Genomic DNA, 26,816 nt, shown 5'->3' on the forward strand with positions numbered 1-26,816 from the left:
AGCAGCAACGCCGGTTTTTAATTTTGCCTTTTCCGCGTTTTTTCCGTCAGATCCGCGTGCGACGCCTTTGACTTCTTAGCCGAAGACCATAGCGACGCACCACGCTGCGACCAGGATGAGCTCGCTTGCGTACATGAGCCGCACCACCCCGCTGTAGGCGGCGAGCGTGAGGGGCCTCACCGGGTCCCCGATGGTCGGTTTTTCCACGATCCTGCCGAAGTAGCGGTTGGCGCCCCCGAGCCTCACCCCCAGGGCGCCTGCGGCCGCAGCCTCCGGGTAACCGCTGTTGGGGGAAGAGTGGTTGCGTCCGTCGCGGCGCATGATGCGCCAGGCGTCGCCGCCGCTTAAGGCCCAGATGGGGGCGGCAAGGACCATGAGCAGCGCGGTCAGCCGGGCCGGAACGTAGTTCGCGACGTCGTCGAAGCGGGCCGAGGCCCAACCGAACTCGAGATAGCGCTCGTTCTTGTACCCCACCATGGAGTCGAGCGTGTTCACCGCCTTGTAGGCGATGGCGAGCGCGGGGCCGCCGAGCATCAGGTAGAAAAGCGGCGCGATCACGCCGTCCCCGGTGTTCTCGGCCACGGTCTCCACCGCCCCGCGGACGATTTCCTGTTCGTCCAGATCGGCAGTCTCGCGGCCGACGATGTAGGAAAGCGCCAGCCGGGCTCCCGGCAGGTCTCCCCGTGCGAGCGCCTTGGCCACCTTGGCCGACTCCAGGTGCAGCGAGCGCGCGGCGAGGGAGACCCAGGCAAGATAAACCCCGGCGGCGAACCCGGCGGCTGGGGAGACGTGCCCGGCGACGTACAGAAGGAGCGCCGCCGCGCCATAGCTAACGCCGACCGTGACGACAAGGAGAACCATTCCCGCCACGCGGAGGTTGCCGAAAACCCGGCGCAGCACCCTCTCCAGAAAGTTGATCATCCTCCCCATGCCGACCACCGGATGCGGCAGCCGGCGCGGGTCCCCCAGGAGCAGGTCGAGAGCAACCGCCGCCAGGACTACCGCGGTATGGTCAGCGAGATGGTTCATTCAAAGTTGCAGATCCTGAAGATCCGCTCCAGATCCAGGTGCTCTTCCATATGGTCCGCCAGCTGGTCGAAGGGATCCGCGGCCGGCGCCGTCTCCGCCAGTTCCGGCATCTCCTTCGCGCGGCGGATCCGGTTCAGGAAAGCGGTCCGGAAACCGTGGTTGTCGAAGATGCCGTGCAGATAGGTGCCGAAAACCCGCCCGTCCTGCGACACCGCGCCGTCCTCGATCCCGGCGGCGCCGGAGCGCCTCGCGATCCTGGCGAAGGGGAGCGCGCCCTCTCCCAGGACGCTTTCTCCCAGGTGGATCTCGTAACCGGTGAGCGCGGCGGCAACTCCCGCTGCCACCCCCTGCCCCGCCGCCAGCAGCGTCGCCTCGACCAGGTGGGTCTGCTTCTCCTTGAGCATGGTGGTCACCACGTCCAGCAGCCCAAGCCCCGCCGCGCTGTCGTGCGCCGATTCCACCCGCTCCGGGTCGAGCACCGTTTTCCCCAGCATCTGGTACCCGCCGCAGATCCCCACCACCGGCCCCTTGAACTGGGCGACCGCGGTGAACATCCCGTTTTCCTTGATATGGGCCAGGTCCGCCAGGGTCGACTTGGTCCCCGGGAGGATCAGGAGGTCCAGCGAATCGACCTGCCGCGGCGAGTCGATGTAGTGGAGCTCGACGTCGGGCTCGGCCTCCAGCGCGCTGAAGTCAGTGTAGTTGGAGATCCTGGAGAGGCGGACCACCCCGACCATGAGCTTAGCCCCCTCGTTCGCCACGGGGTTGGCGCGCCTTTGCAGCGCGACGCTGTCCTCCTCAGGGAGCGAGAGCCCCTTGAACCAGGGAAGCACCCCGAGGATGGGGACCCCGGTTCGCTCTTCCACGTACTCGATCCCCGAAGCGAGGAGGGAGGCGTCGCCGCGGAACTTGTTGATGATGACCCCCTTGACCAGTGCCTTTTCTTCCGGCGTCAAGAGTTCCAGGGTCCCCACGATCTGCGCGAAAACGCCCCCGCGGTCGATGTCTGCCACGAGGATGGCCGGCGCCCCCGCCATGGCCGCAACCTTCAGGTTGGCGATGTCGTGGGCGCGCAGGTTGATCTCGGCGATGCTACCCGCCCCCTCCATGACGATGAAGTCGAAACGCTCCTTGAGCCTTTGGAAGCTCTCCTGCACCTTCACGAAAGCCTCGGGCTTGTAGGCGTTGTACTCCTTCACCCCCATGTTGCGCACCACCCGCCCCTGCACGATCACCTGGCTCCCGGTGTCCGAGTTCGGCTTCAGGAGGATCGGGTTCATGTCGGTGTGCGGCGCGATGCCGCAGGCTTCCGCCTGCACCCCCTGGGCGCGGCCGATCTCACCCCCTTCGGGCGTCACCGCCGAATTGAGCGCCATGTTCTGAGACTTGAAGGGGGCGACCGAGATGCCGCGGCGCTTCAGGATGCGGCAGAACCCCGCGGTGATTACGGACTTGCCGACATCCGAACCTGTGCCGCAGAACATCACCGCCTGCGGGTTGGCAGGAGTCGCCGCGGCGCTTTCCTGCCGCTTGCCCCCCCCTTTCCTTTCCTCGCCCCGGGTCGCGTAGCCGCGGGGGGTCACGATGCGTCCGTCGTCCGAGAGCCGGGTCGAGGCGTTGCCGATGATGACGATGGAGAACATGTCGATCGGGTGCGTGAGCATCTCGCCGAGCGTGGTGACGATGCGCTCCTCCCCCTCGCGGCAGGCGTTCCTGACGATCCCCACCGGGGTCTTCGGGCCGCGCGCGGCGATGAGGATGGCCTGGGCCTCCTCGATCTGGGTGACCCGCCCCTTGCTGCGCGGGTTGTAGAGGGCGACGACGAAGTCCGCCGCGGCCGCGGCCTTCAGCCTCTGCCTTATGGTGTCGAGCGGGGTCAAGAGGTCCGAGAGCGAGATCACGGCGAAGTCGTGCATGAGGGGAGCGCCCAAAACCGAAGCCGCCGCCTGTACTGCGGAGACGCCGGGGACGATCAAGATCTCCACCCCGGGATAGGGGGAGGGCGCGCCCTCGCCGGGTGCGTCCGCAAGTTCCAGCGCGAGGCCGGCCATGCCGTAGATCCCCGCGTCGCCGCTGGAGACAAGGGCCACCGTTTTCCCGGTGGCGGCGATGGCGAGGGCTTCAGAGCAGCGTTCCACCTCCCGCATCATCCCCGAGGAGACGACCTCTTTACCGGAGAGTAGCGGCTCGATGAATTCCAGGTAAGTCTTGTAGCCAACGATGACATCGGCCTTCTCGATCGCCTCGCGCGCCTCGAAGGTCATATGATTCAGGCCGCCAGGGCCGATTCCCACTACGTAAAGCTTAGACATCAAAAAGAACCTCTTAAATGCATCGCACGCGGATGACGTGGATACAAAAACGATAACTTCAGATCAACCAACCCCATAAAACTGTAAAACCTCAAAAGTCCTGCACCTTGTTCTTGTTTCTCACCTCAGATCAATCCGCGGTTATCCGCTTCATCCGCGTCATCCGTGTGCGAGTCTTTGGTTTTATCCTGTGCTACAGCCAGTGTGACGTTGCCGTCTTTCACCTTCTTCATGATCAGCGTCCCGCCGCCGGATGCCAGGAGCGCCGCTGGCTCTGCGACCCCGCGCGCGCCGATGGCGGCCATGGCGTGTGCCGAGGGTGGAGACGGGACGGAAACGGCGTTCAGTTCCTCGTTGTCGAAAAAGAGCAAGGGCACTCCCAGCTTCGCGGCGAACGCCAGGAGCCCGGCCTCGTCCTCCTTGGCCCTTGCCGAAGCGAGGCACTTCACGCTCTTCAGGGAAAGCCCCAGCCGCTCAAGGTTCCGGATGACAACCGCTTCGATCTCTTCCGCGGCGGTCCCCCTGTTGCAGCCGACCCCAAGATGAAGGTCGACCGGGCGCAGCACCAGGGTCCGCTGCGGGTCGAGGTTGGGACCAACCGTCCGGTTCGTAACCAGGAGCACCCCTGCCGCGCCGGAGGCGGCGGCCTCTTCCGCATCGGCCACGAAGGTGAGGTTCCCCCTCCCGGCGCAATAACTCTTCACCCATCCGGTCGGGTCCGCCACCGCGATTTCCTTACCCTCCAGGAGCAGAGCGTTCAAAACCTTCACCCGCGAAAGGTCGTCTATGACCCACCCGTTCTCCTTTGCCAGCAGGTCGAACGAGGGGAGGTCGTTGGCGTCGGTCGCAGTGGTGATGACGGGGGTGCACCCGGCAAGGGAAGCGCAGCTTTTTGCCAGAGCGTTGGCGCCCCCCAAGTGGCCGGAGAGAAGCGAGACCGCGAACTTGCCTGCGTCGTCGAGCGCCACCACCGCGGGGTCCCGGTCCTTGGCCTGCAGAAGTGGCGCAATGCAGCGGACCACGATCCCCGTCGCCATGATGCAGATGAAGCCGCCTAATTCCGGCCAAAGGCGCGAGATCAGAGCCGGCACCGGCTCCGAAAAGGATTCGCAGGCGGGTCCGGCATGCTTTTCGATCACGAAGAGCCGGCTCCCGGGGATCCCCTGTTGCAGCACTTCCCCCAGCCGGGCGCCGTTTCCGGTTATGGCGATGATCGCTACTTGCATCGAACCTCGGCTTCTTTAGCTGACGATCCCTTCCCGGCAGCCGTGGGTGAACCCCTTGTCGTAGAGCAGCGACTTCGCTTTCAGCCCCTCGCTTCTGGCGCGCAGCACGTCGCCCACCACGATGAGCGCCTGCTTCCCGATCCCCGCCTCCCTGACCTTCACGGCTATGTCGGAAAGCCTCCCGCGGATCACCTGCTCGTCGGCCCAGCTAGCCTTGGCGACCACGGCGACCGGCGTGTCGGGCTCATAGGCCCCGCTCAAAAGCTCCTCCACGACCTTCTCGATCATGGAGATGGAAAGGTAGATCACCAAGGTGGCGCCGATCGCCGCGATGTTCGCCAGCTGCTCCCGCTCGGGGACCGGGGTCCTTCCCGCCAGCCGCGTAATCACCACGGTCTGGGAAACCTCGGGGAGGGTCAGCTCCTGCTTCAAGGCGGCAGCCGCGGCAAAGGCGCTGGTCACACCCGGAACCACCTCATAGCCGATCCCGAGCCGGTCCAGCTCCTCCATCTGCTCCTGGATGGCGCCGTAGATAGACGGGTCGCCGGTGTGCAGGCGGACCGCCTTCTCGCCGTCCACGACGGCTTGGGCCAGAACCTTCGTTGTCTGCTCCAGGTCCATCCCGGCAGAGTCGAAGACACGGGCGTCGGGGGCGTAGGTGCGGACCAGTTCGCGGTCGACCAGGCTCCCCGCGTAGACGACAACGTCCGCCTCCCGCAAAAGGCGTGCGCCCTTCACGGTGATCAACTCGGCATCGCCGGGGCCTGCGCCGACGAAATGTACTATATGCTGCTCGTTCACGAGATACCTTCCAGGTTCAGTGGGATTTGCAGGAGTTCCAGGTGGACAGAGTTCCCTCCCCTGGAGGGGGAGGGTCAGGGAGGGGGAATTCAGGTTTTCGAGCCGGCTCCCCCCTCCCTGCCTCCCCCTCCGGGGGGAGGAGTTTGAGTTCTCATCCCCGGTAAGCGGAGGAGGCCGGCATCGGTTACAGCGGGTTCTTCCTCACGATCAGCATGGAAAGGTAATCGAGCTTCTGCCCCACCAGCGCCTCCAGGTCGTGGTGCACCTCTTCCTCGCTGGAACCTACGCGGCGCACGAAGACGCCCCCCCGCTCGCGCCCGAGCTCCTTCAACACGGCGTAGACGGTGTCGAAGACGCGGCTCACCTTCATCAGCACCACGGTATCGAACTCTTCCAGGGTCTTTTTGAGCTCGTCGTGCTCGTAGGTGGCGGGAAGGATGGCGATCCGCTCCGCCGCGAGCCCCAGGGGGAGCCCTGAGACCGCCGAGGAGGCGAGGATGCTGGAAATGCCGGGAACCACCTCGATCTTGATCTCGGGGTATTTGGCCAGGAAAATCCGGTGGATGTAAAGGTAGGTGGAATACAGGAACGGATCGCCGATGGTGATGAAGGCGACGTCCTTCCCGGCGGCGATCCGCTGTGCCACCTGGTCGGCCGCCTCCTCCCAGAAGGGATCGAGCCCCTGCTGGTCCTTGACCATGGGAAAGAGCTGGACCAGCACCTCCTGGCGCTCCCGGTCGATAAACTGCTCCACGATGGAGAGCGCGTAGCTTCCTCCCTCGGCGGCCCCGGTGGGCGCGCAGATCACGTCCACGCTCCTAAGGATGCGCTCGGCCTTGCGGGTCAAGAGTTCCGGATCGCCCGGTCCGACGCCTACTGCATAGACAACGGCCACTACTCCTCCCCTTTCCAGGCCGCGATGACGTAGACCGGGTTGTGGGCGGCGAACATCTTGTACTCGGTGAGGGTGCGGGTCTTGGAGATGTTGACGCAGGTGACCTCTACCGTGTAGCCGTGATCCTCCAAAAACTCCACCGACTTGGTCAGCGTGTCGAGCGTCACAGCGTTGATCACGATGAAGCCGTCGGGTTTCAGGCGCTTGTCGACCGCGTCGATGATCTCCTCAAGCATCCCGCCTGAGCCCCCTATGAAGACGCGGTCCGCGTCCGGAAGCTCCTCCAGCCCCTCGGGAGCGAAGGTCTCGACCACCAGCACGTTGCGGGCGGCGAACTTCTTCAGGTTCTCCTTTAGAAAGACCAGGTACTGCGGGTTCTTCTCCAGCGCGAAGATGCGCCCGTTGGGCATCAGGTTCGCGGCCTCGATGGAGACGGAACCGCTGCCGGCGCCGATGTCCCACATCACCAGGTCGTCCTGCAACTGCAGCTTGCCAAGGGTTATGGCCCGGACCTCTTCCTTGGTGATCAGCTTCTTGGCGGTGGCGAACTCCTCGTCGCGGATGCCGATCATCGGGTAGTTCTGCAGGTTCGGCTCCCAGGTCTTGATCAGGATCAGGATGTTGAGCGGCGAGCAGGAAAGCTCGGCAAGCCCCTTCACGTCGGTCTTGGTGAACTTCTCGGAGGATAGCCCCAGGTCCTCGCAGACCCAGGCTTCGTAACCTTCGGCGCCGCGTGCGATCAGTTCGCGGGCAAGTACCGCCGGGGTGTTGACGCTGTCGGTGAGGATGGCGATTTTCTCGGAGGCGATGATGCGGTCCAGCGCCGGCTTGATCCCGCGGCCGTGCACCGAAACGAAGGTGGCGTCGTCCCAGGGCTCCTTGATGCGGGCAAAGGCATACTGGACGCTGGTGACGTTGGGGTAGATCTCGACCCGGTCTTTGGGGAGGTTGCGCAGCAGGAAGCGGGCGATCCCGAAGAAGTTGGGGTCGCCCGAGCCGAGGACAACGGCCCTCTTGTCGGTGGTCTTCAGGTATTCGAGCGTGATGGAGAGGTCGTCCAACTGGCGCTTCTCACCCTTGAACTCGGGGAAGATGTCCAGGAGCCGCTTGTGCCCGATCAGGACCTGGGCGCTTTCGATCACCTCGAGCGCCTGCTTCCCGAAACCTTCCCATCCCTCTATTCCCGCCCCGACAAGGTAGATCTTTTGTTGTGGCATGGCCCGCTCCTTTTGATCAATGCACGCGATAAATGGCGAATAAAAAACATCCAGAAGTCCCCCTTTGCGAAGGGGGATTTAGGGGGATTTGCAGTTTGCTCCCTTTCTCAATGAGCGCAGCACGCTACGGGGTGAAGTACAGGAGCTCGCCGTGGTAACCCGCCAGCATGACCCGCGTCTTCACCCAGGGCGCCACCTCGGCGCAGACCTTGAGCACCCGGGAGCAGACCAGCTCCATGAGAGGCGGGTGGTACCCGGAAGCCTCCAGCAGGTGCCGCGCGGTGTTCGCCTCCCGCGCCATCTGCTCCAGGTGCGACGTGGCCGGCGACTCCCTTAGCCACCAGGCGAGCGCGTCCAGGTCCATCTGGGACGAGGTCACGTGGGTCTGCTCGTGACCGCAGGCGATCTTCACCAGTTTGGCGAACTGCCCGGCGACCACGACTTCCGGCACCTCCTTGGTAGCGCAACTCCTCATCGCGTAGCCGAAGTGGTCCCCCATCATGACGAAGGCCTCCTCGCTCAGGGAAAGGTGCTTTTGCGCCACGATCTCGGAACTCCTCCCGGTGGCAAGGACAACGGTGCGCGCGCCGCAGGCAAGCGCCACGTCGACCGAGGCGTCAACCGTGTCGGTCCACGCCTTGGCCGAGATCGGCTTCACCACGCCGGTGGTCCCAAGTATTGAGAGCCCGCCGACGATCCCGAGCCGCTCGTTCAAGGTCTTCTTCGCTAGCTCCTCTCCGTTGGGGATGCTGATTGTGAAGGTGAGCGTCGCCGGGATGCAGCGCACCGCGAACACCTCCTTCACCACCTCGAGGATCATGCTGCGCGGCACCGGATTTATCGCCCACTCGCCCACCGGGACCGCGAGACCAGGCTTGGTGACCCGGCCGATGCCGGTCCCGCCCTCGATGACGATCTGGTTTTTGGAGAAGAACTCGACGCGGGCGGTGACGTGGATCTCGGCTCCGTTGGTGACGTCCGGGTCGTCGCCGGCATCCTTGACGACATAGCACGAAGCCGTGTTGTCGCGCAGCACCCCGCCGTGCACCTGGAACTTCGCGCCGATGCCGCAGGGAAGCATCAGTTCAACCTCGCGAACCATCCCCTGGTCGCGCAGCATCTGCGCAGCCGCCTTGACGGCCGCAGCGGCGCATGCACCGGTGGTGAAACCGTATCTGAGTTCTTTCCCGCTCATACGTCATCCAATGGAACACGGGGTGGAATTTAATTTCATTTCAAAGAAACGAACAGCACAACGCCGACACCTCGTGTCGGCTCCCCTTCTAGAAGGCGGGAGAGGATTGCGCCTGGATCAAAATAGCGTTCATCACTGCCGCGGCGACGTTGGAGCCCCCTTTGCGGCCGGTGTTGGTGATGAAGGGGAGGTCCGGGAACTCCTTGGCCAGCTCCTTCAGCGCTTCCTTGCTCTCGGCCGCGCCGACGAAACCGACCGGAAGCGCCACGATCAGTTTGGGGCGCACCCTTTCCTCGCGGATGAGGCGGATCAACTCGTAGAGGGCGGTCGGTGCGTTGCCGATCACGAAGATGCCGTTTTTGGGATCCCGCGCCCCCTTGCGCATGGCGACGATGGAGCGGGTGATGAGCTGCGCCTTGGCGTCTTTTGCGACCTGCGGGTCGGCAACGTAGCACGACACCAGCACGCCGAACTGCTTCAGGCGCTCCTTGCTCATCCCGGAGATGATCATCGTGGTGTCGGTGACGATGCCGCACCCCGCCTTCAGGGCCGCGATGCCGCTGTCAACGGCCCCCTTGGCGATGAACATGCTGCGGGCGTAGTCGAAGTCGGCGCTGGTGTGGATGGCGCGCCTGACCAGCGGCCAATCCTGCGCCGACCAGTCGTGGGGCCCCAGCTCCTCTTCGATGATCCGGAAGGACTCCGCCTCGATCTCCTCGGGGCGCATGTGCACCGACATCAGTGCCACCTCTCCTCGGTGAGGGTCTCGGCTATCCTCTCCACCACCACCTCGGCCAGCTTGTCGTGCACCCCCAAGTGCTTCCCCAGGACCATCTCGATGCCGGGGTGGCGCCTTCTCGCCTCGTCCAGCTCCTCGGGGAGGTCCTCAAGGACGTGGGCGCCCATGTAGAGGAAGTACGGCACCAGGAGGATGCGGTCAGCCCCCTTGGCCACGCAGGCGTCCACCCCCTGCTGGATGTTGGGGAGATGCTGCTCGCGGAAAGAGACCTCGACGATGTCGAACTTGGTCATCCTCTGCACCCGTGCCGCTATCTGGTGTACCGCGTCGTTTGCCTCGGCGATCCTGCTGCCGTGCGCCATGATCAATAAAGCTGTGCTCATCGTGTCTCCGAAAGTTCTAGTCTCTTTGTTGCGGTGGAGCCTTCCCCCACCCTTTCCGGTACTCCCGGATCAGCTTCTCCACCACCCTTTTGGAGGGGGCCTTCCAGGGGCCGACGGCCGCCAGGGTCAGGTTGCAGGGGTCGAACAGGACCTGCGCCGTCTCCCTGATCTGCGCCGGGGCGATAGAGGCCACCTCCGCCCGGTCCTCGTCGATGGTCCGCACCAGGGTCATCAGTTCGCCCCAGCCGTAGCGGACCTGCATCTCGTAGGTGGAATCGGAGCTGTACTCGAGGTCGTAGAAGTACCCTTCCTTCACCCTGGTGAGCTCCGCCTCCCCGACCTCCTCGAAGGCGAGGCTCTTCACCTCGTGCAGCACCTCGGAGACCGCGAGCACCAGGTTCTCCGGCGCCGTGGCGAGTTCGATGGCGAAGGCGCCGGTTTCCTCGTAGGCGGAAAGGGAGGCGTCTACCGAGTAGACGATGCCGAGCTTTTCCCTCAGGGAGAGGTGCAGCCTCGAACTCCCGCCGCCGCAGAGGATGCGGCGCATCAGTCTCAGCGCCATGATCCTTTTGTCCTGCCTGGCGAAGCCGCGGAAGGCTATCTGCAGGTTCACCTGGCTGTCCGAATCCTTGACGAAAACCGAGCGCGGCTCTTCCTGCAGCTCGCTCACCGGCTCCGGCGCCGGGGGCTGAGCTCCTCCCCACCCGGCGAAGTGCTTCTCGCAGGCGGCGAAGAAGGTTTGCGCGTCGTGCCTTCCGGCGGCGACTATCACCGCGTTGCCCGGGACGTAATGATCCGACAGGTACCCCCGCAGGTCCTCCTCGGTCAGCCCCTTGATGCTCTCCAGGTACCCGATGGTCGGCGTTCCCAGCGGATGCCCGGGCCAAAGGAGCTTCGAGCAGAGGTTGCTGGTGTTGGTCTCCTCGCCGCGCTCGTTGATGTCCTCCAGCGCCTCCTCGGTGATGATCCGCTTCTCGATCTCGATCCCCTCGAGCCTCGGGGTCAGGAGCATGGAAGAAAAAAGGCGGATCCCTTCCGGCACCTGGTCCGGGTGCACACGGGAAAAGTAGCAGGTGGTCTCTTCGTCGGTGGCGGCGTTGACGCTGCCGCCGATCGCTTCGAAGGCGATCTCGAGCTCAAGGCTCGTGGCGAATTCGCTTGAACCGCGAAACAGCATGTGCTCCAGGAAGTGCGAGATGCCGGCTTTGCCAGGGGTGTCGTTGCGGCCGCCGGCCTTGATGTAGATGGCGATCTCCGCGCTGTGCAGATGCGGCATCTCGACGGAGACTAGGCGCAATCCGTTGGGGAGAACCTTCTTGGTGCAACTGAGCATCAAACCTCCGCTAGTCAGAGTGCCGCCCCCTTCTGGGTAAGCCAGGCAACCGCCGCGTAGCGGGCCAGCTTGCCGGAGGCAACCAGGAGGGTGAAGCGGATGAAGCTTATCCTCAACACGCCCCCCACCAGGCAGAGCGGATCGCCTATCACAGGCAAGAAGCTGAAGAGAAGGGAGATGGAGCCGAAGCGTTGGTAGAACCTCTCCGCCTTTTCCGTGCTGGAGTCGTCCATGCGGAGCACGCGCCGCTTGAGGAAGTCCCCGCCGTAGAGCCCGATCCAGTAGGTGCTGAGCGCTCCCAGGTAGTTGCCCGCCGTGGCGACGGCGACGACCGCCCAGGCATCTTTTCCTGCCAGTAGCATGGTCGCCACCATCCACTCGGAGCCCAGCGGCAACAAGGTCGAGGCGAGAAAGCTCAGTAGAAACAGGGAATAGAGCCCGTAATGGACCAGCCAGTCGTGCATTCCGGTCAAATTAGCGGAAAGGCTGCGGATTGTCAAATAACTTGAGCCGCAACCGAGCCAACTTTTTTCTTGACATTAAAGGCGTGAGATGGCATTTAGGCAAACATGATCAACACCGGCTACTTTACCTTTACTAACTTTTACTTTTGGTACGGCTTCTATTTTAGGCCGTCGCCCCGGGTAGAGGTGTAAGTTTAGGTAGCTGGTACTAAATTTCGAACCGAAAGCCGGGGTGGACTGGATCCTCCCCCTACTTTACGGTTCGCAGCAGCATTCTACGAATACATCAAGGGCCGGGGGAGAAATCCTTCCGGCCCTTTCGCTTTCGGGGACCAAAAGGAGAGCGAGTATGATCGTAGTCATGAAGGCAGGAGCGGCGAAGAAGGAACGTGATGCGGTAACCAGGAGGATCAAGGAACTCGGGTACACCCCGCACATCATCCACGGCACCACCCGCGACGTGATCGGCGCCGTGGGTGACGAGCGTGGAAAGAGCGTCTTGCAGACGCTTGAGTCGATGCAGGGGGTGGAAAGCGTCGTCCCCATCCTGCAGCCCTACAAGCTCGCCTCCAAGGAAGTGAAGAAAGAGGCGAGCATCGTGCGCATCTCCGACACCCTCGCCATCGGCGGCAAGGAGCTGGTGGTCATGGCGGGCCCCTGCTCCGTGGAGAACGAGGAGCAGATCATCGAGTCGGCCATAGCCGTCAAGGCGGCCGGCGCCCAGATGCTTCGCGGCGGCGCCTTCAAGCCGCGCACCTCCCCCTACTCCTTCCAGGGGTTGGAGGAAGAGGGGCTGAAGCTTTTGGCCAAGGCCCGCGAGACGACCGGCCTTCCCTTCGTCACCGAGGTCATCGATCCCGATTCCGTGGACCTCGTCGCCTCCTACTCCGACATGCTCCAGATCGGGGCGCGCAACTCCCAGAACTTCGCCCTTTTGAAGAAGGTCGGACAGATCGACAAGCCGATCCTTTTGAAGCGCGGCATGTCCATGACCATCCAGGAGTTCCTGATGAGCGCCGAGTACATCATGAGCGAGGGGAACCAGTCGGTCATCCTCTGCGAGCGCGGCATCCGGACCTTCGAGACCGCCACCAGGAACACCCTCGACCTCTCCGCGATTCCGGTCCTAAAGTCGAAGACCCATCTTCCGGTCGTGATCGACCCCTCCCACGGCACCGGCAATTACCGCTACATAGCGCCCATGTCCTTCGCGGCGGTTGCAGCCGGCGCCGACGGCCTCATCATCGAGGTGCACCCGGATCCGGAAAAGGCATCTTCCGACGGGCCGCAGTCGCTCAAGCCGAAGAAGTTCCAAGCGTTGATGGACAAGCTGCGGCTCTTCGCCGAAGCCGCCGACAAGACGCTCGGCGCCTAGCCGGAGCTTTCGGCACGGTAAGCAGGGAAAAGGGGGAGGGAGGGGACATCCCCTCCCGGTCCCCCTCCTTGAAGGCGGGGAGGAGTGTCGTCCCAGTAAATGCGGGAAGAGCTTTGCGCAGGGATTCGTTTGGGAGTTCGGCGATGGGCTTTGGCGTCCGCCGCGACCGGCGTTACCGCGTCTTTTCGTCCAGCGCCTCGCGCACCTTTTCCGCCAGGTCCGTCAGGGAAAAGGGTTTGGAGATGAAGTTCACCCCGTCGTCCAGCACGCCGTGGTGCGCTATCACGTTGGCGGTGTACCCCGACATGAAGAGGGCCTTCATCCTGGGGCAGATGGCGAGGAGGCTCCGCGCAAGCTCCCTGCCGTTCATCTCGGGCATCACCACGTCGGTCATCAGCAGGTCGATCTCGTCGGCGTGCGCGCGGGCCAGCTCGATCGCCTCGCGGGGGAGCCCCGCCGCCAGCACCCGGTACCCCTGCAGCTGCAGCAGGGAGATCGCCACCTCCCGGATGGTCGGCTCGTCCTCCACCACGAGGATGGTTTCGTGGCCGCGGGAGGCGGGCTTTTCTTCAGGTTCGGGCAAAGAGTCGGCCCTCGCCGCGTCGTAGCGGGGGAGGTAGATCTTGAAGCTGGTCCCTGCGCCGGGCTCGCTGTAGGTGTTGATGAAGCCGCTGTTCTGCTTCACGATGCCGTACAAGGTGGCGAGCCCCAGCCCGGTCCCCTTGCCGAGTTCCTTGGTGGTGAAGAAAGGCTCGAAGATGCGCGCCATCGTCTCCTTGTCGATGCCGCAGCCGTCGTCGCTCACCGTCAGCTGCACGTAATCCCCGGGGACGAACCCGAAGTGGGAGGCGCAGTAATCCTTGTCTAGCCTGGCGTTTGCTGTCTCTATGGTGATCCTGCCGACGTCGGCGATCGCGTCGCGGGCGTTGACGCAGAGGTTGGCCAGGACCTGATCCAGCTGGGAAGGGTCCATCTTGACGGCCCACAACTTCGGCGCCGGGCGCCAGACCACCTCGATGTTCTCCCCCACCAGGCGCCTGAGCATGCCCAGCATCTGCTCCACGGTCTGGTTCAGCTCCAGCACCTTCGGGGCTATGGTCTGCTTCCTGGCGAACCCAAGGAGTTGCTGCGTCAGCGCGGCGGACTTCTCGGCCGCCTGGCGGATCCCCTCCAGCCGGTTGCGGACCGGGTCCTGGGGATCCAGTTCCCGCATCCCCAGTTGCGCCAGCCCGAGTATCACGGTCAGCAGGTTGTTGAAATCGTGCGCCACCCCCCCAGCCAGCCGTCCCACCGATTCCAGTTTCTGCGCCTGCTGGAGCTGGGATTCCAGCCGGACCTTCTCTGCCTCGGCCAGCTTCAATTCGGTGACGTCGGAGACCAGGACGTAGAACCCCCTGGTCACGCCCCCCACCCGGTCCGGGATGTAGTGCGCCCAGGTGTAGCCGACCTCTCCGCCGGGCTTCACCAGGGTCCTTTCGAAGCGCTGCGGCTCGCCCGAGAGGGCCTTCCGGACGTACGGCTCGTTCTGCGCGAATAGCTCTTCCCCCAAGAGATCCTGCAGGGTGATGCCTATCATCTGCTCCGTGCTCTTGCCGAACCACTCCTGGTAGGCCTTGTTGGCGAAGCCGCAGCGCAGCTCGCTGTCCCAGTACCCCACCATGCCGGGGACCTGGTCGGTGAGCATGCGCAGGAAGCGCTCGTTGGCGGAAAGCGCGTCCTCGATCTGCTTTCTCTGGGTTATGTCCTCGGTGAAGATGACGATCCCCCCCACCCGGTCCACCGCCTCGTACCAGGGGCGGATTTCCCAGCGCACCCACTGCACGGTGCCGTCGGCACGCACGAAACGGTCCGCCTCCTCCCGGAGCACCTCCCCCGCAAGGCCGCGCCGGTGCAGCTCCTTCCAGCGCTCGGGCATCTCGGGGAACACGTCGTAGTGCGACAGCCCGATCAGGTTGCGGTCGCCAAGTCCGTACATGCTCTGCCAGCGGCGGCTCACCTGCAGGTAGCGCATCTTCGTGTCGAACATCGCCAGGGAAGCCGGCGCGTACTCGAAGAAAAAGCGCAGGTGGGCGTTTTTCTCCTTGATGGCGTCTTCCTGCCTCTTGCGTTCGGTCACGTCCCTGACCACTGCGATGATGGCGAGCCTCCCCAGGGTGGTGATCCTCCTAAGCGACACCTCGGCCCAGAACTGCTCGCCGTTTTTCCTTCTGGCGAGCCATTGGAAGACCTGCGGTCCGTCGTTGACCGTCTGGCGCACCTTGGCGAGCGCATCGGACGGGGAATAGGGGGCAAGGCCGGAGGAAAAAAGTGACAGGTCGCCGCAAAGGGCCTCCTCGCGGGTATAGCCGTACATATCCAGCACCCGCTGGTTCACGTCGAGGACGCGCCCTGTCTCGATGTCGTGGAGGAAGATGGCTTCGTTGGTGGCGTTGAAGATGGTGCGGTAATTGTCCAGGATCTCGAGCCGCTCCGTTTCGGCGGCGCCGAGCCTGTCCAGATAGCGGGAGATCAGAAAGTAGAGCAGTGCCGCGGTGCAGAATATGAAGAGAAAGCCTTTGGCGACGGCGATCTGGACCAGCAGTTTGCGGTCCTCGAACATCCAGTCCACTACCTGGTCTGAGCCGTAGATCCAGGCCAGACCGAAAACGGCGTAGATGCCGACGATCCTCGCCGTCTCCAACCTTCTTTTGTTGGCGTCCGCCTGTTTCATGCTCTCCCTGTGCTGACGGTCGTTTTTCACAGCCCGAAGTGGGCTATGCTAGCCAAATTCTGATGAAAAGTCTCGTTAAAAGATGTATGACGTCAGCTCTTTCCCGTCGCCGGAGAGTCGGGAGGGTCCGGCGCCAGAGGGGGGAAACGCAACATGACGGTGGTCCCCGCACCCGGGGTGCTGGCCACCGAGACGCTCCCGCCGTGCAGTGTCATGATGGAGCGGACGATGGCGAGCCCGAGCCCGCTCCCCTGGTTGTACACCAGCCGGGCCTGCGGCGAGCGGTAGAAGCGGTCGAAAACGCGCGGCAGCTCGGATTCTTCCACCCCCATGCCGTTGTCCGCGACGGCGACGGCGACGGAGCCGTCGAGCTCCGGCTCGATCTTCAGCGAGATGCGCCCCGGCTTCGGGGTGTAGTGCAGCGCGTTGGAGATGAGGTTTCCCACGGCGCGCTGGAACAGGTTGGGGTCGACGCAAACGCTCCCCTCTCCCTCAACCGTGATCGAGGTCTGCTGCTCCTCCGCCACGTTGCTGTAGTACTCCGCCAGCGTTTCCAGGGCCTGCCTCGCGTCGATCAGCCGCGCCTCGCGGGGGCGGTCCGGCCGCGCCAGGAACAGGATGTCCCCCACCATGCGGGCCAGGCGCTCGTACTCCTCGATGCTCGACTCGATGATGTGGCGGTACTCCTCCTCGGAGCGCGCCCGCGACAGGGCGACCTCTGCCTCCCCGCGCAGGTTGTTGATCGGGGTGCGCAGCTCGTGGGCCAGGTTCGCCGAGAACTCGGAAAGGCGCGCAAAAGACTCCTCCAGCCGGGCCAGCATGGCGTCGAGCGCCGCCGTCAACTGGTCCAGCTCTTGGGGCCAGACCGCCGCACTCCTGACCCGCTGGTGCAGGCCCGCCTCGTTGATCTGGGCCAGTTTCCCCGCCATCTCCTGCAAAGGCTTCAGCCCGCGCCGTGTGATGACGACCCCGAGCCCGGCGGCGAGCAGCAGCCCTATGGCCACCGCGGTCGAGGTGCGCAGCAGGTACTTCGACATCAGCGCATCCTCGTCGGTTATGTCCAGCGCCACCTGCACCAGGCGGAAGTGCGGGTCGCCCCCCCTGCCTGCCCAGGCCGAGTTCAGCAGGTAGTGCCTGTGGTCGGGGGTGCGGTACTTGATGCTGCGCCCGATTTTCTCGTCCGCCGTCACCGCCGGCGGGAAAAGCCCCAACGTAAGCGCCGACATCTGCGGCGATTGCAAGAGGGTATGCCCCTCGGCGTCCTGGATCCGGATCAGGTGCCTGGCGGGCTGCCCCGGCTTGTCGACCGGGACCTGGTCCCTCAGCGCGTCCGGGTGCCGCGCCACGATGTCGCGCAGCGAGTTGATCCTCTCCAGCACGAAGTCGTTGTCCTCGTAATCGAGGTCCTTGGAGAGCGCCTTGAACTGGAACCAGTTGGTGCAAAGGAGTATCAACAGGGTGCTGACCAGGTAGAAGGCGACCAGGCGCGCGGTGATGGAGGGGGCGCGGCGAAACTCAGGCGGTCTCGTCGAGGACATAGCCGACCCCCCTGATGGTCTGAATGAGCTTGACCGGGAAGGGGTCGTCGACCTTCTTCCTGAGCCTCCTTATCGCCACGTCCACCACGTTGGTGTCGGTGTCGAAGTTGATGCCCCAGACCTGCTCGGAGATGGTGGTGCGGCTTAGGACCTCGCCGCGCCGGCGCAGCATCAGGGCAAGAAGCTGGAACTCCTTCACGGTGAGGTCGAGCGATCGGCCGCCGCGCCGGGCCTTGTGCCGGATCAGGTCCAGTTCCAGGTCGGCAAGCCTCAGCGACTCGGACTGCTGCAGCGGGTGGCGGCGCAGGATGATGCGGATGCGGGCCAGAAGCTCCGAGAAGGCGTAGGGCTTCACCAGGTAGTCGTCGGCGCCAAGCTCAAGGCCGTGCACCCGGTCATGCACCTCGTCGCGCGCCGACAGGAAGATGACCGGGACGTCGTTTCCCGCCGCGCGCAGTTCCTTGATGATAGACCACCCCCCGCGCAGCGGGAGCATCACGTCGAGGATGATCAGGCTGTACACCTCGGTCAGGGCGAGGTGCAGCCCGTCCTCGCCGTCGTTGGCGATGTCGACGCTGAAGCCGTTTTCGGTGAGCCCCTTCTTCAGGTAGTTGGCGGCCTTTTGTTCGTCCTCGACGATCAGGATACGCATGTGTTCCTTCAACTGCTTGGTTTCATGAGCGGTACGCCCCGGCAGTATAACGTATCGACGCGGCAAGTGCGAAGTTTAAATTGCCCCCCTCTCGGACCCTCTCCGCGGCAAGCGGCTTGCCTTCTCCCCCTTCGCAAGCTTCTTCCGTGAATTCCGGGGAGGCGACGGCCCGCGCGCGTACGTGGGGCTCACCGAGAAGGCGCTGGAAGTAGGTCGACATGTTGGCCAGGTCCGCCAGCGGCACGGTCACCCCCCGGTACATGGCAGCGTCGTCTTCCGCTATGTGCCCTATCTTTATCACTCCCACCGAACCTACTCCGGCGCTGATTATGGCTATCGCGACAAATCCCACCAGCAATTTCGTTCCGATACTCAAGTTCTTGAACATCACTTCCTCAATCGTTTTTGCGAGAGATACCTAGATGGCAGGCGATGCGCGTATCGTAGCCGCGACGAAGACCAATATGGTCCCGTTTGTTTGTTACAGGGATATCGGTTGGTTCATCATTTACTTTATGGAGAAGCGATATTTTTTAGCTTTAACAAGCAGCGTTGAACCGAACTTCAGAAGTGGCTACTGCTGACGCTTGCATCGCCTCGCGGGCGGGAGTCTGCGGAGCAAGGTGCCGGCAAGAGGGTGTGCTTAGGCACGACGGGGTTTTGCATTGCTCTTTTTTTATGGCAGGATTTTAATCGTTATCTTCAACACCCCGAGCTCAGGTGTCTACACCATCTTCCCTAAGAGGAGCAAAGGCGATGCCGCGATCGATCTTCAGCTACATCTATCCTGCAGGATGCTTCGGATTGCCGGAGCTCAAGGAGAGCCGCTGCGCCCTTTGCGGCAACCTCAACATGGACTGCAGCTGCACCGAGTGCGAACACCCGGTGGTCATGGACGGTGGGGAGCGGAAGTGCGGGGTGCGGGGGTGTCTGGAACATCTGCTCGACCGCGAACTTGTAGCGCGCATCGAGACCCTCGACGCCCAGCTCGACAACCTGAGGCAGGAGGCCGTCCGGCGGGAAATCCCGACCCTTCCCTGCCCCGAGTGCGGCGAGGTGCAGACGGTAACCATCTACAACAGCGGCCCCTACCTCTGCCACGGCTACTTCTATGCCGGGGAGAAGCACGGCTGGATCAGGAAGGGGCGATACTGAAACGCGCTTCTTTTTCGAGCTTTAACAACGAGGGCTCACGGTGCTAAACTGGGGCCCTTTTTAAGTGCCTGCCCCCGTGCGCTGCCGATCGCGACAAGAGGAGATTCATGGAACCCCGTGCCCTGCTGCAGCAGATGTTTGAAGCCGCCGTCGCTTCGGCCTGCCCCGAAGAGTGCATCCGCAGGCACCTACCCTCCCCCCCTGCAGGGAAGACCGTGGTGATCGGAGCGGGAAAGGCCTCCGCCGCCATGGCCCGCGCCTTCGAGGACGCCTGGCCTGCAGAGATCGACGCTGGCCTCGTGGTCACCCGCTACGGGTACCAAGTCCCCTGCCGCCGGATCGAGATCGTGCAGGCGGCGCATCCCGTTCCCGACGCGGCCGGTTGCGCCGCGGCAGCGCGGATGCTGGAAATGGTCGCGGGGCTTGCGCCGGAGGACCTGGTTGTAGCCCTCATCTCAGGCGGAGGCTCCGCGCTGCTACCGCTTCCCCTTCCGGGCATCACCCTTGCCCAAAAACAGCAGTTGAGCCGCAAGCTGTTGGATTCGGGGGCGAGCATAAGCGAGATCAACTGCGTGCGCCGGCACCTCTCCGCCATCAAGGGGGGAAGGCTCGCCGCGGCCTGCCACCCGGCGCGGGTGGTCACCCTCGCCATCTCGGACGTCCCCGGCGACTCCCCCGTCGACATCGCCTCCGGCCCTACCGTCGCCGACCTAACCACCTGCGCCGACGCCCTCGCCATAGTCCGCCGGTTTGGGATACCGCTTCCCGCGCATGTGCTGGAGGCCCTTGCCTCCGGGACGGGGGAATCGGTTAAGCCCGGAGACCCGAGGCTTTGCGAGGAGGATTACCGGCTGGTGGCGACGCCGCAAAAGGCGCTGGAAGCGGCGGCTCAGGTGGCGGCTGGGCATGGCGTGGCGGCGCACATACTGAGCGACCGCATCGAGGGGGAGGCGAGGGAAGTGGCAAAGGTCATGGCGGGTATCGCCCTGCAGGTGGCTGGGCGCGGTGAGCCTTTTGCCACCCCTTGCGTTCTTCTTTCCGGCGGCGAGACCACGGTGACCGTGCGCGGCAACGGCCGGGGTGGGCGCAACGTGGAGTTCCTGCTGGCGCTGGGGATAGCGTTGAACGGCGCAGCGGGAATCCATGCGCTTGCCGCCGACACGGACGGGGTCGACGGACGGGAGGAGATAGCGGGCGCCTTTCTTGCGCCCGATTCCCTGCAAAGGGGGTGGCAGTCGGGGTTGAACCCGAAGCTCACCCTGGACGACAACGACGGGCACGGGTTCTTCCAGACGCTCGGGGACTCCCTGGTGACCGGACCCACCTTTACCAACGTCAACGATTTCCGCGCCCTTCTCGTTACCGGCGAAACTTAGTAGCCGTAGCCGAGACTCTCGATCCTTTTTACCCGGCCGTTCTCGAAAAGCACCAGTTGCATGAACTCACGCGGCCCGAAGTTGAAGGTCCATTCGTCCACCGTCACCGTGGTGGAGAGCGTCTTTTCCCTCCCCCCCTCGCGCACCTTCTCGAAGCGCCGTTCCTCCCTCTGCGTCTTCACCGCCGGCTCCCCGCACTTCCCCAGCACCTCCGCCTGGTAGTCGCCGATCGAGGCGATCCCGCTGGGGCAGATCATGGTCGGGTTTTCCGTCCCCCATGCCGGGACGGTGAACAGAAGGGACAACACCATCAGGGTGAAAAATCTCATCTATCGGGGCCTCCTTCGCCTTGGGTCACACCCGTGGCCGCGAAAAGGGCTCCGCTTGCCGCGGAGCCCAGGTGTACGGGTTACACCCTGTTCAGCAAGGAACTGAAGGCGTCGCACAAAACCGCCACTTCCTTCTCTATGCGCTCGTCGGGCGCGCCGATCGAAACCGGACCGAAGTGACCGGCGCCGGTCAACCCCTGCACCACGCAGCCGTGAATCAGGAACGCCTTCAGGATGTCCAGCACCACCAGGTCGCCGCCGCCGCCGATCATCCCTTCCGAGGTGAAGGCGGCCGCCGCCTTGCCGTTGAGCTTCTTGTAGTATTTGATGCTGTCGTCGATGAACTTCTTGACCGGCCACGCCATGGTCCCGAAGTAGTTGGGAGATCCGACCACGAAGCCGTCGTAGGAGGGTAAGGTATCGATGTCCACCTCCTGAACCGGGATCAGGTCCGCCTGAACGCCGTGGGACTGGAGGTAGTGGGCTATCAGCTGCGCCATCTTGCGCGTGTTCCCAGACTGCGAATGGTACGTCACCAGCGCCTTTTTCATGTCGCCTCCATTGTTTGCCGAGAGATAGTTATTTGAACGGATGCTAACTTTACCTGCAAATCTCCCCCAAGAAAAGCCAAAACTTCCTTGATAGCCGAGCCGGCGAGGGTAACCGGTAACTTGCCGTTACTTCTACAGCGCCGGCCGGTTCCGGACGGGAGCTGCCCCCCCCTCGCTGCCGCCATCGACCATCGGGAGGCGTCATGAGCGCAGACGAAAAGACGGAGAGGACGGTCGAGACCTCTCCCGAAGAAGAGGAAAAGATCGCGGAGGCGACCTCAATCGCTGCGGTAGCCTGCACCGAGGATCCCTGCAAAGCTTCCCTGCCGGTTCCCAGTACAACTTTGTTTTTTGAGACTAAACTTTTGAGGCAAGGTTCCGATGAGAGAGGTTTCGAACACTTTGACGTCAATGAAAACCGAAGGGTAAGGAGTTGTGCATGAAGAGCTATAAGGACTGGGGGATATTTTCCAAGATCGTGAGCCTTTCTCTGCTGTCATGGGTGGTACTGGCACTGGCTGCCACGTTCGTCCTGGTTCCCTATATCAGGGAGCTGCTGATCACCGAGAAAAAGGACTCGGTCCGGTTCCTTGTGGAAGAGGCTTCCACCATCCTCACCAACTACCAGAAACAGGTCGATGCCGGTGCGCTTTCCCAGGAAGAAGCCCAGAAGCGGGCTGCCCTGGACGTCAAGGCCCTGCGCTACGACGGCAAGGAATACTTCTTCATCAGCGACCTCAACAACCGCCTGATAGCACACCCTCTCCGCCCCGAGAACGAAGGGAAGGACATGAGCTCGTTCAAGGACGCTGACGGGAAACTGATCTACCGCGAGTTCACCAAGGCGGCTTCGGGGGATAAAGGTGCCGGCTTCGTCGAGTACCGCCAGCTCAAGCCGAAAGAGTCCGAGCCGCAACCGAAGCTGAGCTACACCAAGCTCTTCAAGCCCTGGGGATGGGTGGTCGGGACCGGCATCTACATCAACAAGGTGGACGAAGACATGGGGAGGGTCCGGCTGGCGATCGGGCTCGGCCTGCTGGGGGTCCTGGGCCTGGGGGTCATGCTGGCCCTCATGGTTTCGCGCACCATCACCGGGCCGATCAAGGAGGTGGTGGACAGCATCAAGGACATCGCACAGGGGGACGGAGATCTGACCAAGCGCCTCCCCGTCCACGGCGACAACGAGATAGGCGAACTGTGCCGGTGGTTCAACACCTTCGTCGGCAAGCTGCACGGCGTCATCTCGCAGGTGTCCGACAGCGCCGTTCAACTCTCCTCGTCTTCCGTCGAACTGCAGGCAAGTTCCAGGGGGATGTCGGAGAGCATCGCGACGCTCTCCTCGCAATCGACCTCTCTGGCGACAGCCGGCGAGGAGATGTCCGCCACCTCTTCCGACATCGCCGGCAACTGCCACCTCGCCGCCGACAACGCGGCAGGGGCGTCGAGCAAGGCTTCGGCAGGGGCGGAGATCGTCGGACAGTCGATCTCGGTGATGCAGGCCATTGCCACTCGCGTCAAGAGCGCCGCCGACAGCGTGGGGCAGCTGGGGAGCCGCTCGGACCAGATCGGTGCCATCGTGGGAACCATTGAAGACATCGCCGATCAGACGAACCTCCTGGCACTGAACGCCGCCATCGAAGCGGCCCGTGCCGGTGAGCAGGGGCGCGGCTTCGCTGTGGTCGCCGACGAAGTGCGGGCCCTTGCGGAGCGGACCACTCGCGCCACCAAGGAGATAGGGGAGATGATAAAGTCGATCCAGAAGGAAACCAAAGACGCGGTGCAGACGATGGAAGAGAGCGTGGTGGAGGTGGAGCAGGGAAGCAGCCACGCAGCCGCTTCCGGCAGGTCCCTGCAGGAGATCTTGGAGATCATCACCGCCGTCACCGAACAGATAAGCCAGATCGCCACTGCCGCAGAGGAGCAGACCTCAACCACCCGTGAAATCAGCCACAACGTCCTGAGCCTGAACGAGCTTGCTCACCAGAACAGCAGCGCCATCGACGAGGCCGCCAAAGCCGCCACCGGGGTGGCCCTGCAGGCTGAAGAGCTGCAAAGGCTGGTGCACCAGTTCAAGCTGTAGGAAGGAAAGCGGATTTGTTTCAGTCCAGACGCTGCCGGTAGGCGTTCAAGAACCTCGCGTCTTCGGCGTAGGTCACCGGGTAGATGAAGGGTACAGGCTTTGGCTCCATCTGGTCACCTACGTTTCTGAAGGTGAAGAGGCAGGAATTGGAAAGCGCCTTGTTGTGGGCCTCACGGCTGAAGCGCTCTATGTCCGACTGCACGGTGATGGTGGTCTTCCCGGTGAAGACCACCCGCGCCGTGAACTTCAGCTGGTCCCCCAGAAGCACAGGCTGGTTGAAGTTGATGCGGTTCACCTGGCAGGGGACCACGCGGTCCTGGGTGACCATCTCGGCGGCGAGCGCGGCCAGCTCGTAAGCCTTGCGTATCAGGTATCCCCCGAAGATAGTCTTCGGCACGTTCTCCTGCTCCGGGTAGGCGCGCAGTGCCGATTCCAGCACCAGTTCGCCGGCGCGGATGCCGTGAAAGTCGCTGGACTCCTGTTCCTTGTGCAGCTTTTTCAGCAGCAGATATTCCTCGAGCGAAGGCATCTCCTCCGCCTTTGCCAGGCTCTCACGGTACGACTGGCGCCGCAACTCGGCCTTTTGATGCCTTTTCTGCTCTATCTGCAGCCTGTATTCGAGCGGGGGGAGCGCGAGGCTCCTTGCCTCCTCGTTGTCCGCCGAACGGGCGACCATGGTGAAGTAGCAGCTCGCCAGGTGGCTCGAACAGGTCCCAAGGCACTCCACCCGGATCCCCACCTCCATGGAAGATTTCCCCACATGGTTTATCTGAGCCGAAAACACCAGGTCATGCGTCGTGTCCGCCGGGTTGCGGACCACGATGCTGTCGATGGCGGCGGTCACCACGCGCGCGTCGGGATAGAACTGGTTCACGTAGCCCAGCGCCGTGTTTTCGGCGACCTTGTCCAGCACCTCCAGCAGCTTGCCGAAGCGTATGTTCCCCGGCAGGTAGCCGTCCCGGGCCAGAAAGCGGCGCGCCAGCGCCGGGTCCGTCGAGAAGGGGAGCACGAAGAGGTAGCGCGTATCATGCGGGGTCAGTTGGAGGGTCTCTTTCTTCCCGTTGCCGTCGGTCACTCGAAGCCACCATCCTTTTTTTGAGGTAGAAGACCCAAACAAGGTACCACAAGATTGGCCCTGCGCATCAGGATCTGACTTTGGGGCTGAATGGAGTCTCCTTGACACGCGACACTCCCCGTTTTGCCCGACCTTCCAATCGCATCACCACCTGCAGACCTTAAGCAGAAAGCGCAATCGCGAATCTAATAAGTGGAGAGGTCAAGCTCGGCGGTGTCGATGCGGGGAAGACGTTGCCCGAGCCGTTTCTCGATCACCTTGAAGTGCGCTAGATCTTCGGGGCAGAGCAGGGTCACGGCGACGCCGGCTGTCTCGGCGCGACCGGTTCTCCCTATGCGATGCTGGTAATCGATGGGCGACCGGGGGAGTTCGTAGTTGACCACATGGGGAAGAAACTGTACGTCGATCCCGCGCGACGCCAGGTCGGTTGCAATGAGCACCCGCAACTCGCCGGCTTTGAACTTGGCCAGGACGGCGGTCCTTCCCCCCTGACTCATGCCGCTGTGAAATGTGGACGCGCTGATCCCGTTGGCGACCAGCTTTCTCGCTACGTTGTCGGCCCGCTTCTGCGACGAAGTGAAGACCAGCACCTGCTTCCAGTCGCCGCTTTTGACGAGGAACCTGAGCAGTGGGCCCTTGCGGCTGGAATCCACCAGATAAATCTGCTGGGTAATAAGCTCGGGTTCGGACGACTCAGCCTCGATTTCGATCCGCATCGGGTCGGTCAACAGGCTCGCCGCCAGTCGCTCCACTTCCGGGGGGAAGGTGGCTGAAAAGAGAAGGTTTTGCCGTTTTGCCGGGAGAAGCGCAAGGATCTCCCTCAGTTCGTCTTGAAAGTCTTCAGCGTAGAGCCGGTCAGCCTCATCAAGCACCAATGTGGCGACGGAGGAAAGCTGCACACTGTTTTTGGCAACGAGTTCGAGCAGGCGGCCGGGAGTGGCGATGAGCAGCTCGATCCCCTTCAGTTGGATCATCTGGGGGTTGATGGCCACCCCGCCGAAGACCGCCCCGGTCTTGACCCTGGGGTTCAGATGGCTCCCGAGCTGTCTCGCGACCCCCTCGATCTGGGCGGCGAGTTCGCGCGTCGGCACAAGGATCAACGCCCTGAGCCTGCGCCGCTCGTCCGCACCCTGGCAATGGATGAGTTGCAGCAGCGGCAGTATGAAGCTGGCCGTCTTGCCCGAACCGGTCTTGGCGACGGCAATCAGATCCTTTCCCTTTAAAACGGCAGGGATGGCCTTGCTCTGAATCGGGTATGGACGCTTGAATCCCGGCTGTGCCGCGATTGCACTCAACAGTTCGGGATGCAGGCCAAGAGTGGCAAATGACATAGGTGGAACTCCTGTATCTAAAAAGAAAAACCACAGGAAGTCCCGTGGTTCAGATGCGATTCAGTTTATAGCACGTTGTGGTGCATGGCGACAACCGCTTTGCCGTAGAGGGGGGCATCGATTTATATTGATGTTTTTTAACTAAACATGCTAATCTGCGTGCCACTCTGCGGCAGCCAAAAGAGCGGAAGTCCATGACAACTCCAAAATTCCGAGGGCACTTAAACGATGGGAAAATTTGCAGGATTTTCTTCCGCAATGTTTCAATTTCTCACGAATCTGAGCGACAACAACAACAAACAATGGTTCGAGCTTCACAAAGCGGATTACCAGGAGCATGTCCTGAAACCGTTGCAGTCATTGGCGGCTGGTTTGGGCCCCTTCATGCAGGGCATCGATGCTGATTTGGAAGTGACTCCAGCCTTGAACAGGACCATTTCCCGGATTTATCGCGATACGCGCTTTTCAAGAGACAAGTCCCCATACAAGACGAGTCATTGGATTACGTTCAAAAGGCCAAGGATTGAGTGGAAAGACTACCCGGCATACTTCTTTGAGATCTCACCAGATTGGTACCGTTACGGCATGGGTTTTTACAGCGCCAGCCGGGTGACCATGGACAGGTTCAGGAAAGCCCTGGATTCGAATCCTGCTAAATTTCGTTCAGCAACTTCATTCTTCCCGAAGCAGAACGTGTTTGAAATTGAGGGCGACAGGTACAAACGCCCCTTGAAACCAGGCATCCCTGCGGAACTTGATGACTGGTACAACAGAAAAAGCATTTATCTCGCCTGCAACCAACGAGTCGAAGACAGCGTGATTGGTAAGGCGTTGATCACGGATTTGATATCCGGCTTCGAGACCATCGCCCCCCTCTATCACTACCTCTGCAAAGTGGCTGCAGCAGGGCGGATGGCCCATCTGCTGACGGTAAAGGTGAGGATCGATGAGAGGACCTGACTTTCGTGTCAAAATTTCCAACGGGAAGAAATCGGACCTAATCCTCCAGAAGGGGGACTCGACGCTTCTTCTGCCGCCGGACGCCAACCG

Annotated in this window: 25 protein-coding genes; 6 read left to right on the forward strand and 19 right to left on the reverse strand. The window is 62.7% G+C overall.

The window, feature by feature from the left end:
• Positions 1 to 75: 75 nt before the first annotated feature.
• The 11 genes from cbiB to GEOBRER4_RS17660 all read right to left on the reverse strand — a co-directional run bounded on the left by cbiB (position 76) and on the right by GEOBRER4_RS17660 (position 11,594).
• Entirely contained in the window at positions 76 to 1,029 is a 954-nt protein-coding gene (cbiB, locus tag GEOBRER4_RS17610; protein ID WP_185243353.1) for an adenosylcobinamide-phosphate synthase CbiB, read from the reverse strand.
• On the reverse strand, positions 1,026 to 3,341 hold the full coding sequence (locus GEOBRER4_RS17615) for a cobyric acid synthase (RefSeq protein WP_185243354.1): 2,316 nt from the start codon (positions 3,339 to 3,341) through the stop codon (positions 1,026 to 1,028). Before GEOBRER4_RS17615 ends, cbiB begins: the two co-directional genes overlap by 4 nt.
• 125 nt (positions 3,342 to 3,466) lie before the next feature.
• A complete protein-coding gene (locus tag GEOBRER4_RS17620; protein WP_185243355.1) occupies positions 3,467 to 4,567 on the reverse strand; it encodes a cobalt-precorrin 5A hydrolase in 1,101 nt (366 codons plus the stop codon).
• 15 nt (positions 4,568 to 4,582) lie between these two features.
• Positions 4,583 to 5,368: a precorrin-4 C(11)-methyltransferase gene (gene cobM, locus GEOBRER4_RS17625; protein ID WP_185243356.1), complete on the reverse strand. Its 786-nt coding sequence runs from the start codon at positions 5,366 to 5,368 to the stop codon at positions 4,583 to 4,585.
• 184 nt (positions 5,369 to 5,552) lie between these two features.
• Complete coding sequence (gene cobI, locus GEOBRER4_RS17630; RefSeq protein ID WP_185243357.1) at positions 5,553 to 6,263, reverse strand: precorrin-2 C(20)-methyltransferase; 711 nt, start codon at positions 6,261 to 6,263, stop codon at positions 5,553 to 5,555.
• A complete protein-coding gene (cbiE, locus tag GEOBRER4_RS17635) occupies positions 6,263 to 7,480 on the reverse strand; it encodes a precorrin-6y C5,15-methyltransferase (decarboxylating) subunit CbiE (protein ID WP_185243358.1) in 1,218 nt (405 codons plus the stop codon). The genes cobI and cbiE overlap by 1 nt, the downstream gene beginning before the upstream one ends.
• A 124-nt stretch (positions 7,481 to 7,604) precedes the next feature.
• Entirely contained in the window at positions 7,605 to 8,675 is a 1,071-nt protein-coding gene (cbiD, locus tag GEOBRER4_RS17640) for a cobalt-precorrin-5B (C(1))-methyltransferase CbiD (RefSeq protein WP_185243359.1), read from the reverse strand.
• An 88-nt stretch (positions 8,676 to 8,763) separates the two neighbouring features.
• Positions 8,764 to 9,414: a precorrin-8X methylmutase gene (locus tag GEOBRER4_RS17645; protein WP_185243360.1), complete on the reverse strand. Its 651-nt coding sequence runs from the start codon at positions 9,412 to 9,414 to the stop codon at positions 8,764 to 8,766.
• Entirely contained in the window at positions 9,414 to 9,797 is a 384-nt protein-coding gene (locus tag GEOBRER4_RS17650) for a sirohydrochlorin chelatase (protein WP_085814937.1), read from the reverse strand. Before GEOBRER4_RS17650 ends, GEOBRER4_RS17645 begins: the two co-directional genes overlap by 1 nt.
• Before the next feature lie 16 nt (positions 9,798 to 9,813).
• Positions 9,814 to 11,130: a M16 family metallopeptidase gene (locus GEOBRER4_RS17655; protein ID WP_185243361.1), complete on the reverse strand. Its 1,317-nt coding sequence runs from the start codon at positions 11,128 to 11,130 to the stop codon at positions 9,814 to 9,816.
• Positions 11,131 to 11,144: 14 nt separating this feature from the next.
• Entirely contained in the window at positions 11,145 to 11,594 is a 450-nt protein-coding gene (locus GEOBRER4_RS17660; protein ID WP_085814935.1) for a YqaA family protein, read from the reverse strand.
• Between the two features lie 349 nt (positions 11,595 to 11,943).
• Between GEOBRER4_RS17660 and aroF the strand changes: the two genes are divergently transcribed.
• Entirely contained in the window at positions 11,944 to 12,969 is a 1,026-nt protein-coding gene (gene aroF / locus GEOBRER4_RS17665) for a 3-deoxy-7-phosphoheptulonate synthase (protein WP_185243362.1), read from the forward strand.
• A 172-nt stretch (positions 12,970 to 13,141) separates the two neighbouring features.
• On the opposite strand, the gene GEOBRER4_RS17670 is transcribed toward aroF, so the two are convergent.
• From GEOBRER4_RS17670 to GEOBRER4_RS20170, 4 genes are all read right to left on the reverse strand, one after another.
• Entirely contained in the window at positions 13,142 to 15,679 is a 2,538-nt protein-coding gene (locus tag GEOBRER4_RS17670; RefSeq protein WP_185243363.1) for a PAS domain S-box protein, read from the reverse strand.
• 92 nt (positions 15,680 to 15,771) lie between these two features.
• Positions 15,772 to 17,217 carry a heavy metal sensor histidine kinase gene (locus GEOBRER4_RS17675; RefSeq protein WP_185243364.1) on the reverse strand — a complete coding sequence of 482 codons (1,446 nt, stop codon included), beginning with the start codon at positions 17,215 to 17,217 and terminating at the stop codon, positions 15,772 to 15,774.
• Positions 17,195 to 17,869: a heavy metal response regulator transcription factor gene (locus GEOBRER4_RS17680; RefSeq protein ID WP_085814931.1), complete on the reverse strand. Its 675-nt coding sequence runs from the start codon at positions 17,867 to 17,869 to the stop codon at positions 17,195 to 17,197. Before GEOBRER4_RS17680 ends, GEOBRER4_RS17675 begins: the two co-directional genes overlap by 23 nt.
• 22 nt (positions 17,870 to 17,891) lie before the next feature.
• Positions 17,892 to 18,257, reverse strand: a complete 366-nt coding sequence (locus GEOBRER4_RS20170; protein ID WP_226377830.1) for an MCP four helix bundle domain-containing protein — start codon at positions 18,255 to 18,257, stop codon at positions 17,892 to 17,894.
• A gap of 368 nt (positions 18,258 to 18,625) precedes the next feature.
• Between GEOBRER4_RS20170 and GEOBRER4_RS17690 the strand changes: the two genes are divergently transcribed.
• On the forward strand, positions 18,626 to 19,024 hold the full coding sequence (locus GEOBRER4_RS17690; protein ID WP_185243365.1) for a hypothetical protein: 399 nt from the start codon (positions 18,626 to 18,628) through the stop codon (positions 19,022 to 19,024).
• 107 nt (positions 19,025 to 19,131) lie between these two features.
• Positions 19,132 to 20,400, forward strand: coding sequence for a glycerate kinase type-2 family protein (locus tag GEOBRER4_RS17695; RefSeq protein ID WP_185243366.1), 1,269 nt, complete (start codon positions 19,132 to 19,134; stop codon positions 20,398 to 20,400).
• On the opposite strand, the gene GEOBRER4_RS17700 is transcribed toward GEOBRER4_RS17695, so the two are convergent.
• A complete protein-coding gene (locus GEOBRER4_RS17700; protein WP_185243367.1) occupies positions 20,397 to 20,729 on the reverse strand; it encodes a DUF2845 domain-containing protein in 333 nt (110 codons plus the stop codon). The two genes, GEOBRER4_RS17695 and GEOBRER4_RS17700, sit on opposite strands and share 4 nt — an antisense overlap.
• 80 nt (positions 20,730 to 20,809) lie before the next feature.
• Complete coding sequence (locus tag GEOBRER4_RS17705; RefSeq protein ID WP_085814926.1) at positions 20,810 to 21,280, reverse strand: flavodoxin family protein; 471 nt, start codon at positions 21,278 to 21,280, stop codon at positions 20,810 to 20,812.
• Between the two features lie 203 nt (positions 21,281 to 21,483).
• On the opposite strand from GEOBRER4_RS17705, the gene GEOBRER4_RS17710 reads away from it, so the two are divergent.
• Positions 21,484 to 21,723, forward strand: a complete 240-nt coding sequence (locus tag GEOBRER4_RS17710) for a hypothetical protein (RefSeq protein WP_185243368.1) — start codon at positions 21,484 to 21,486, stop codon at positions 21,721 to 21,723.
• The gene (locus tag GEOBRER4_RS17715) at positions 21,720 to 23,360 is read left to right on the forward strand and encodes a methyl-accepting chemotaxis protein (RefSeq protein ID WP_185243369.1); all 1,641 of its coding nucleotides are present in this window, start codon (positions 21,720 to 21,722) and stop codon (positions 23,358 to 23,360) included. The genes GEOBRER4_RS17710 and GEOBRER4_RS17715 overlap by 4 nt, the downstream gene beginning before the upstream one ends.
• Before the next feature lie 19 nt (positions 23,361 to 23,379).
• On the opposite strand, the gene GEOBRER4_RS17720 is transcribed toward GEOBRER4_RS17715, so the two are convergent.
• Positions 23,380 to 24,435, reverse strand: coding sequence for an acyl-CoA thioesterase (locus GEOBRER4_RS17720; RefSeq protein ID WP_185243370.1), 1,056 nt, complete (start codon positions 24,433 to 24,435; stop codon positions 23,380 to 23,382).
• A 185-nt stretch (positions 24,436 to 24,620) separates the two neighbouring features.
• A complete protein-coding gene (locus GEOBRER4_RS17725; protein ID WP_185243371.1) occupies positions 24,621 to 25,766 on the reverse strand; it encodes a DEAD/DEAH box helicase in 1,146 nt (381 codons plus the stop codon).
• Between the two features lie 228 nt (positions 25,767 to 25,994).
• Between GEOBRER4_RS17725 and GEOBRER4_RS17730 the strand changes: the two genes are divergently transcribed.
• A complete protein-coding gene (locus GEOBRER4_RS17730) occupies positions 25,995 to 26,726 on the forward strand; it encodes a DUF2461 domain-containing protein (protein ID WP_185243372.1) in 732 nt (243 codons plus the stop codon).
• Positions 26,727 to 26,816 lie beyond the last annotated feature (90 nt).

This window comes from Citrifermentans bremense (assembly GCF_014218275.1).
Lineage (GTDB): Bacteria > Desulfobacterota > Desulfuromonadia > Geobacterales > Geobacteraceae > Geomonas > Geomonas pelophila.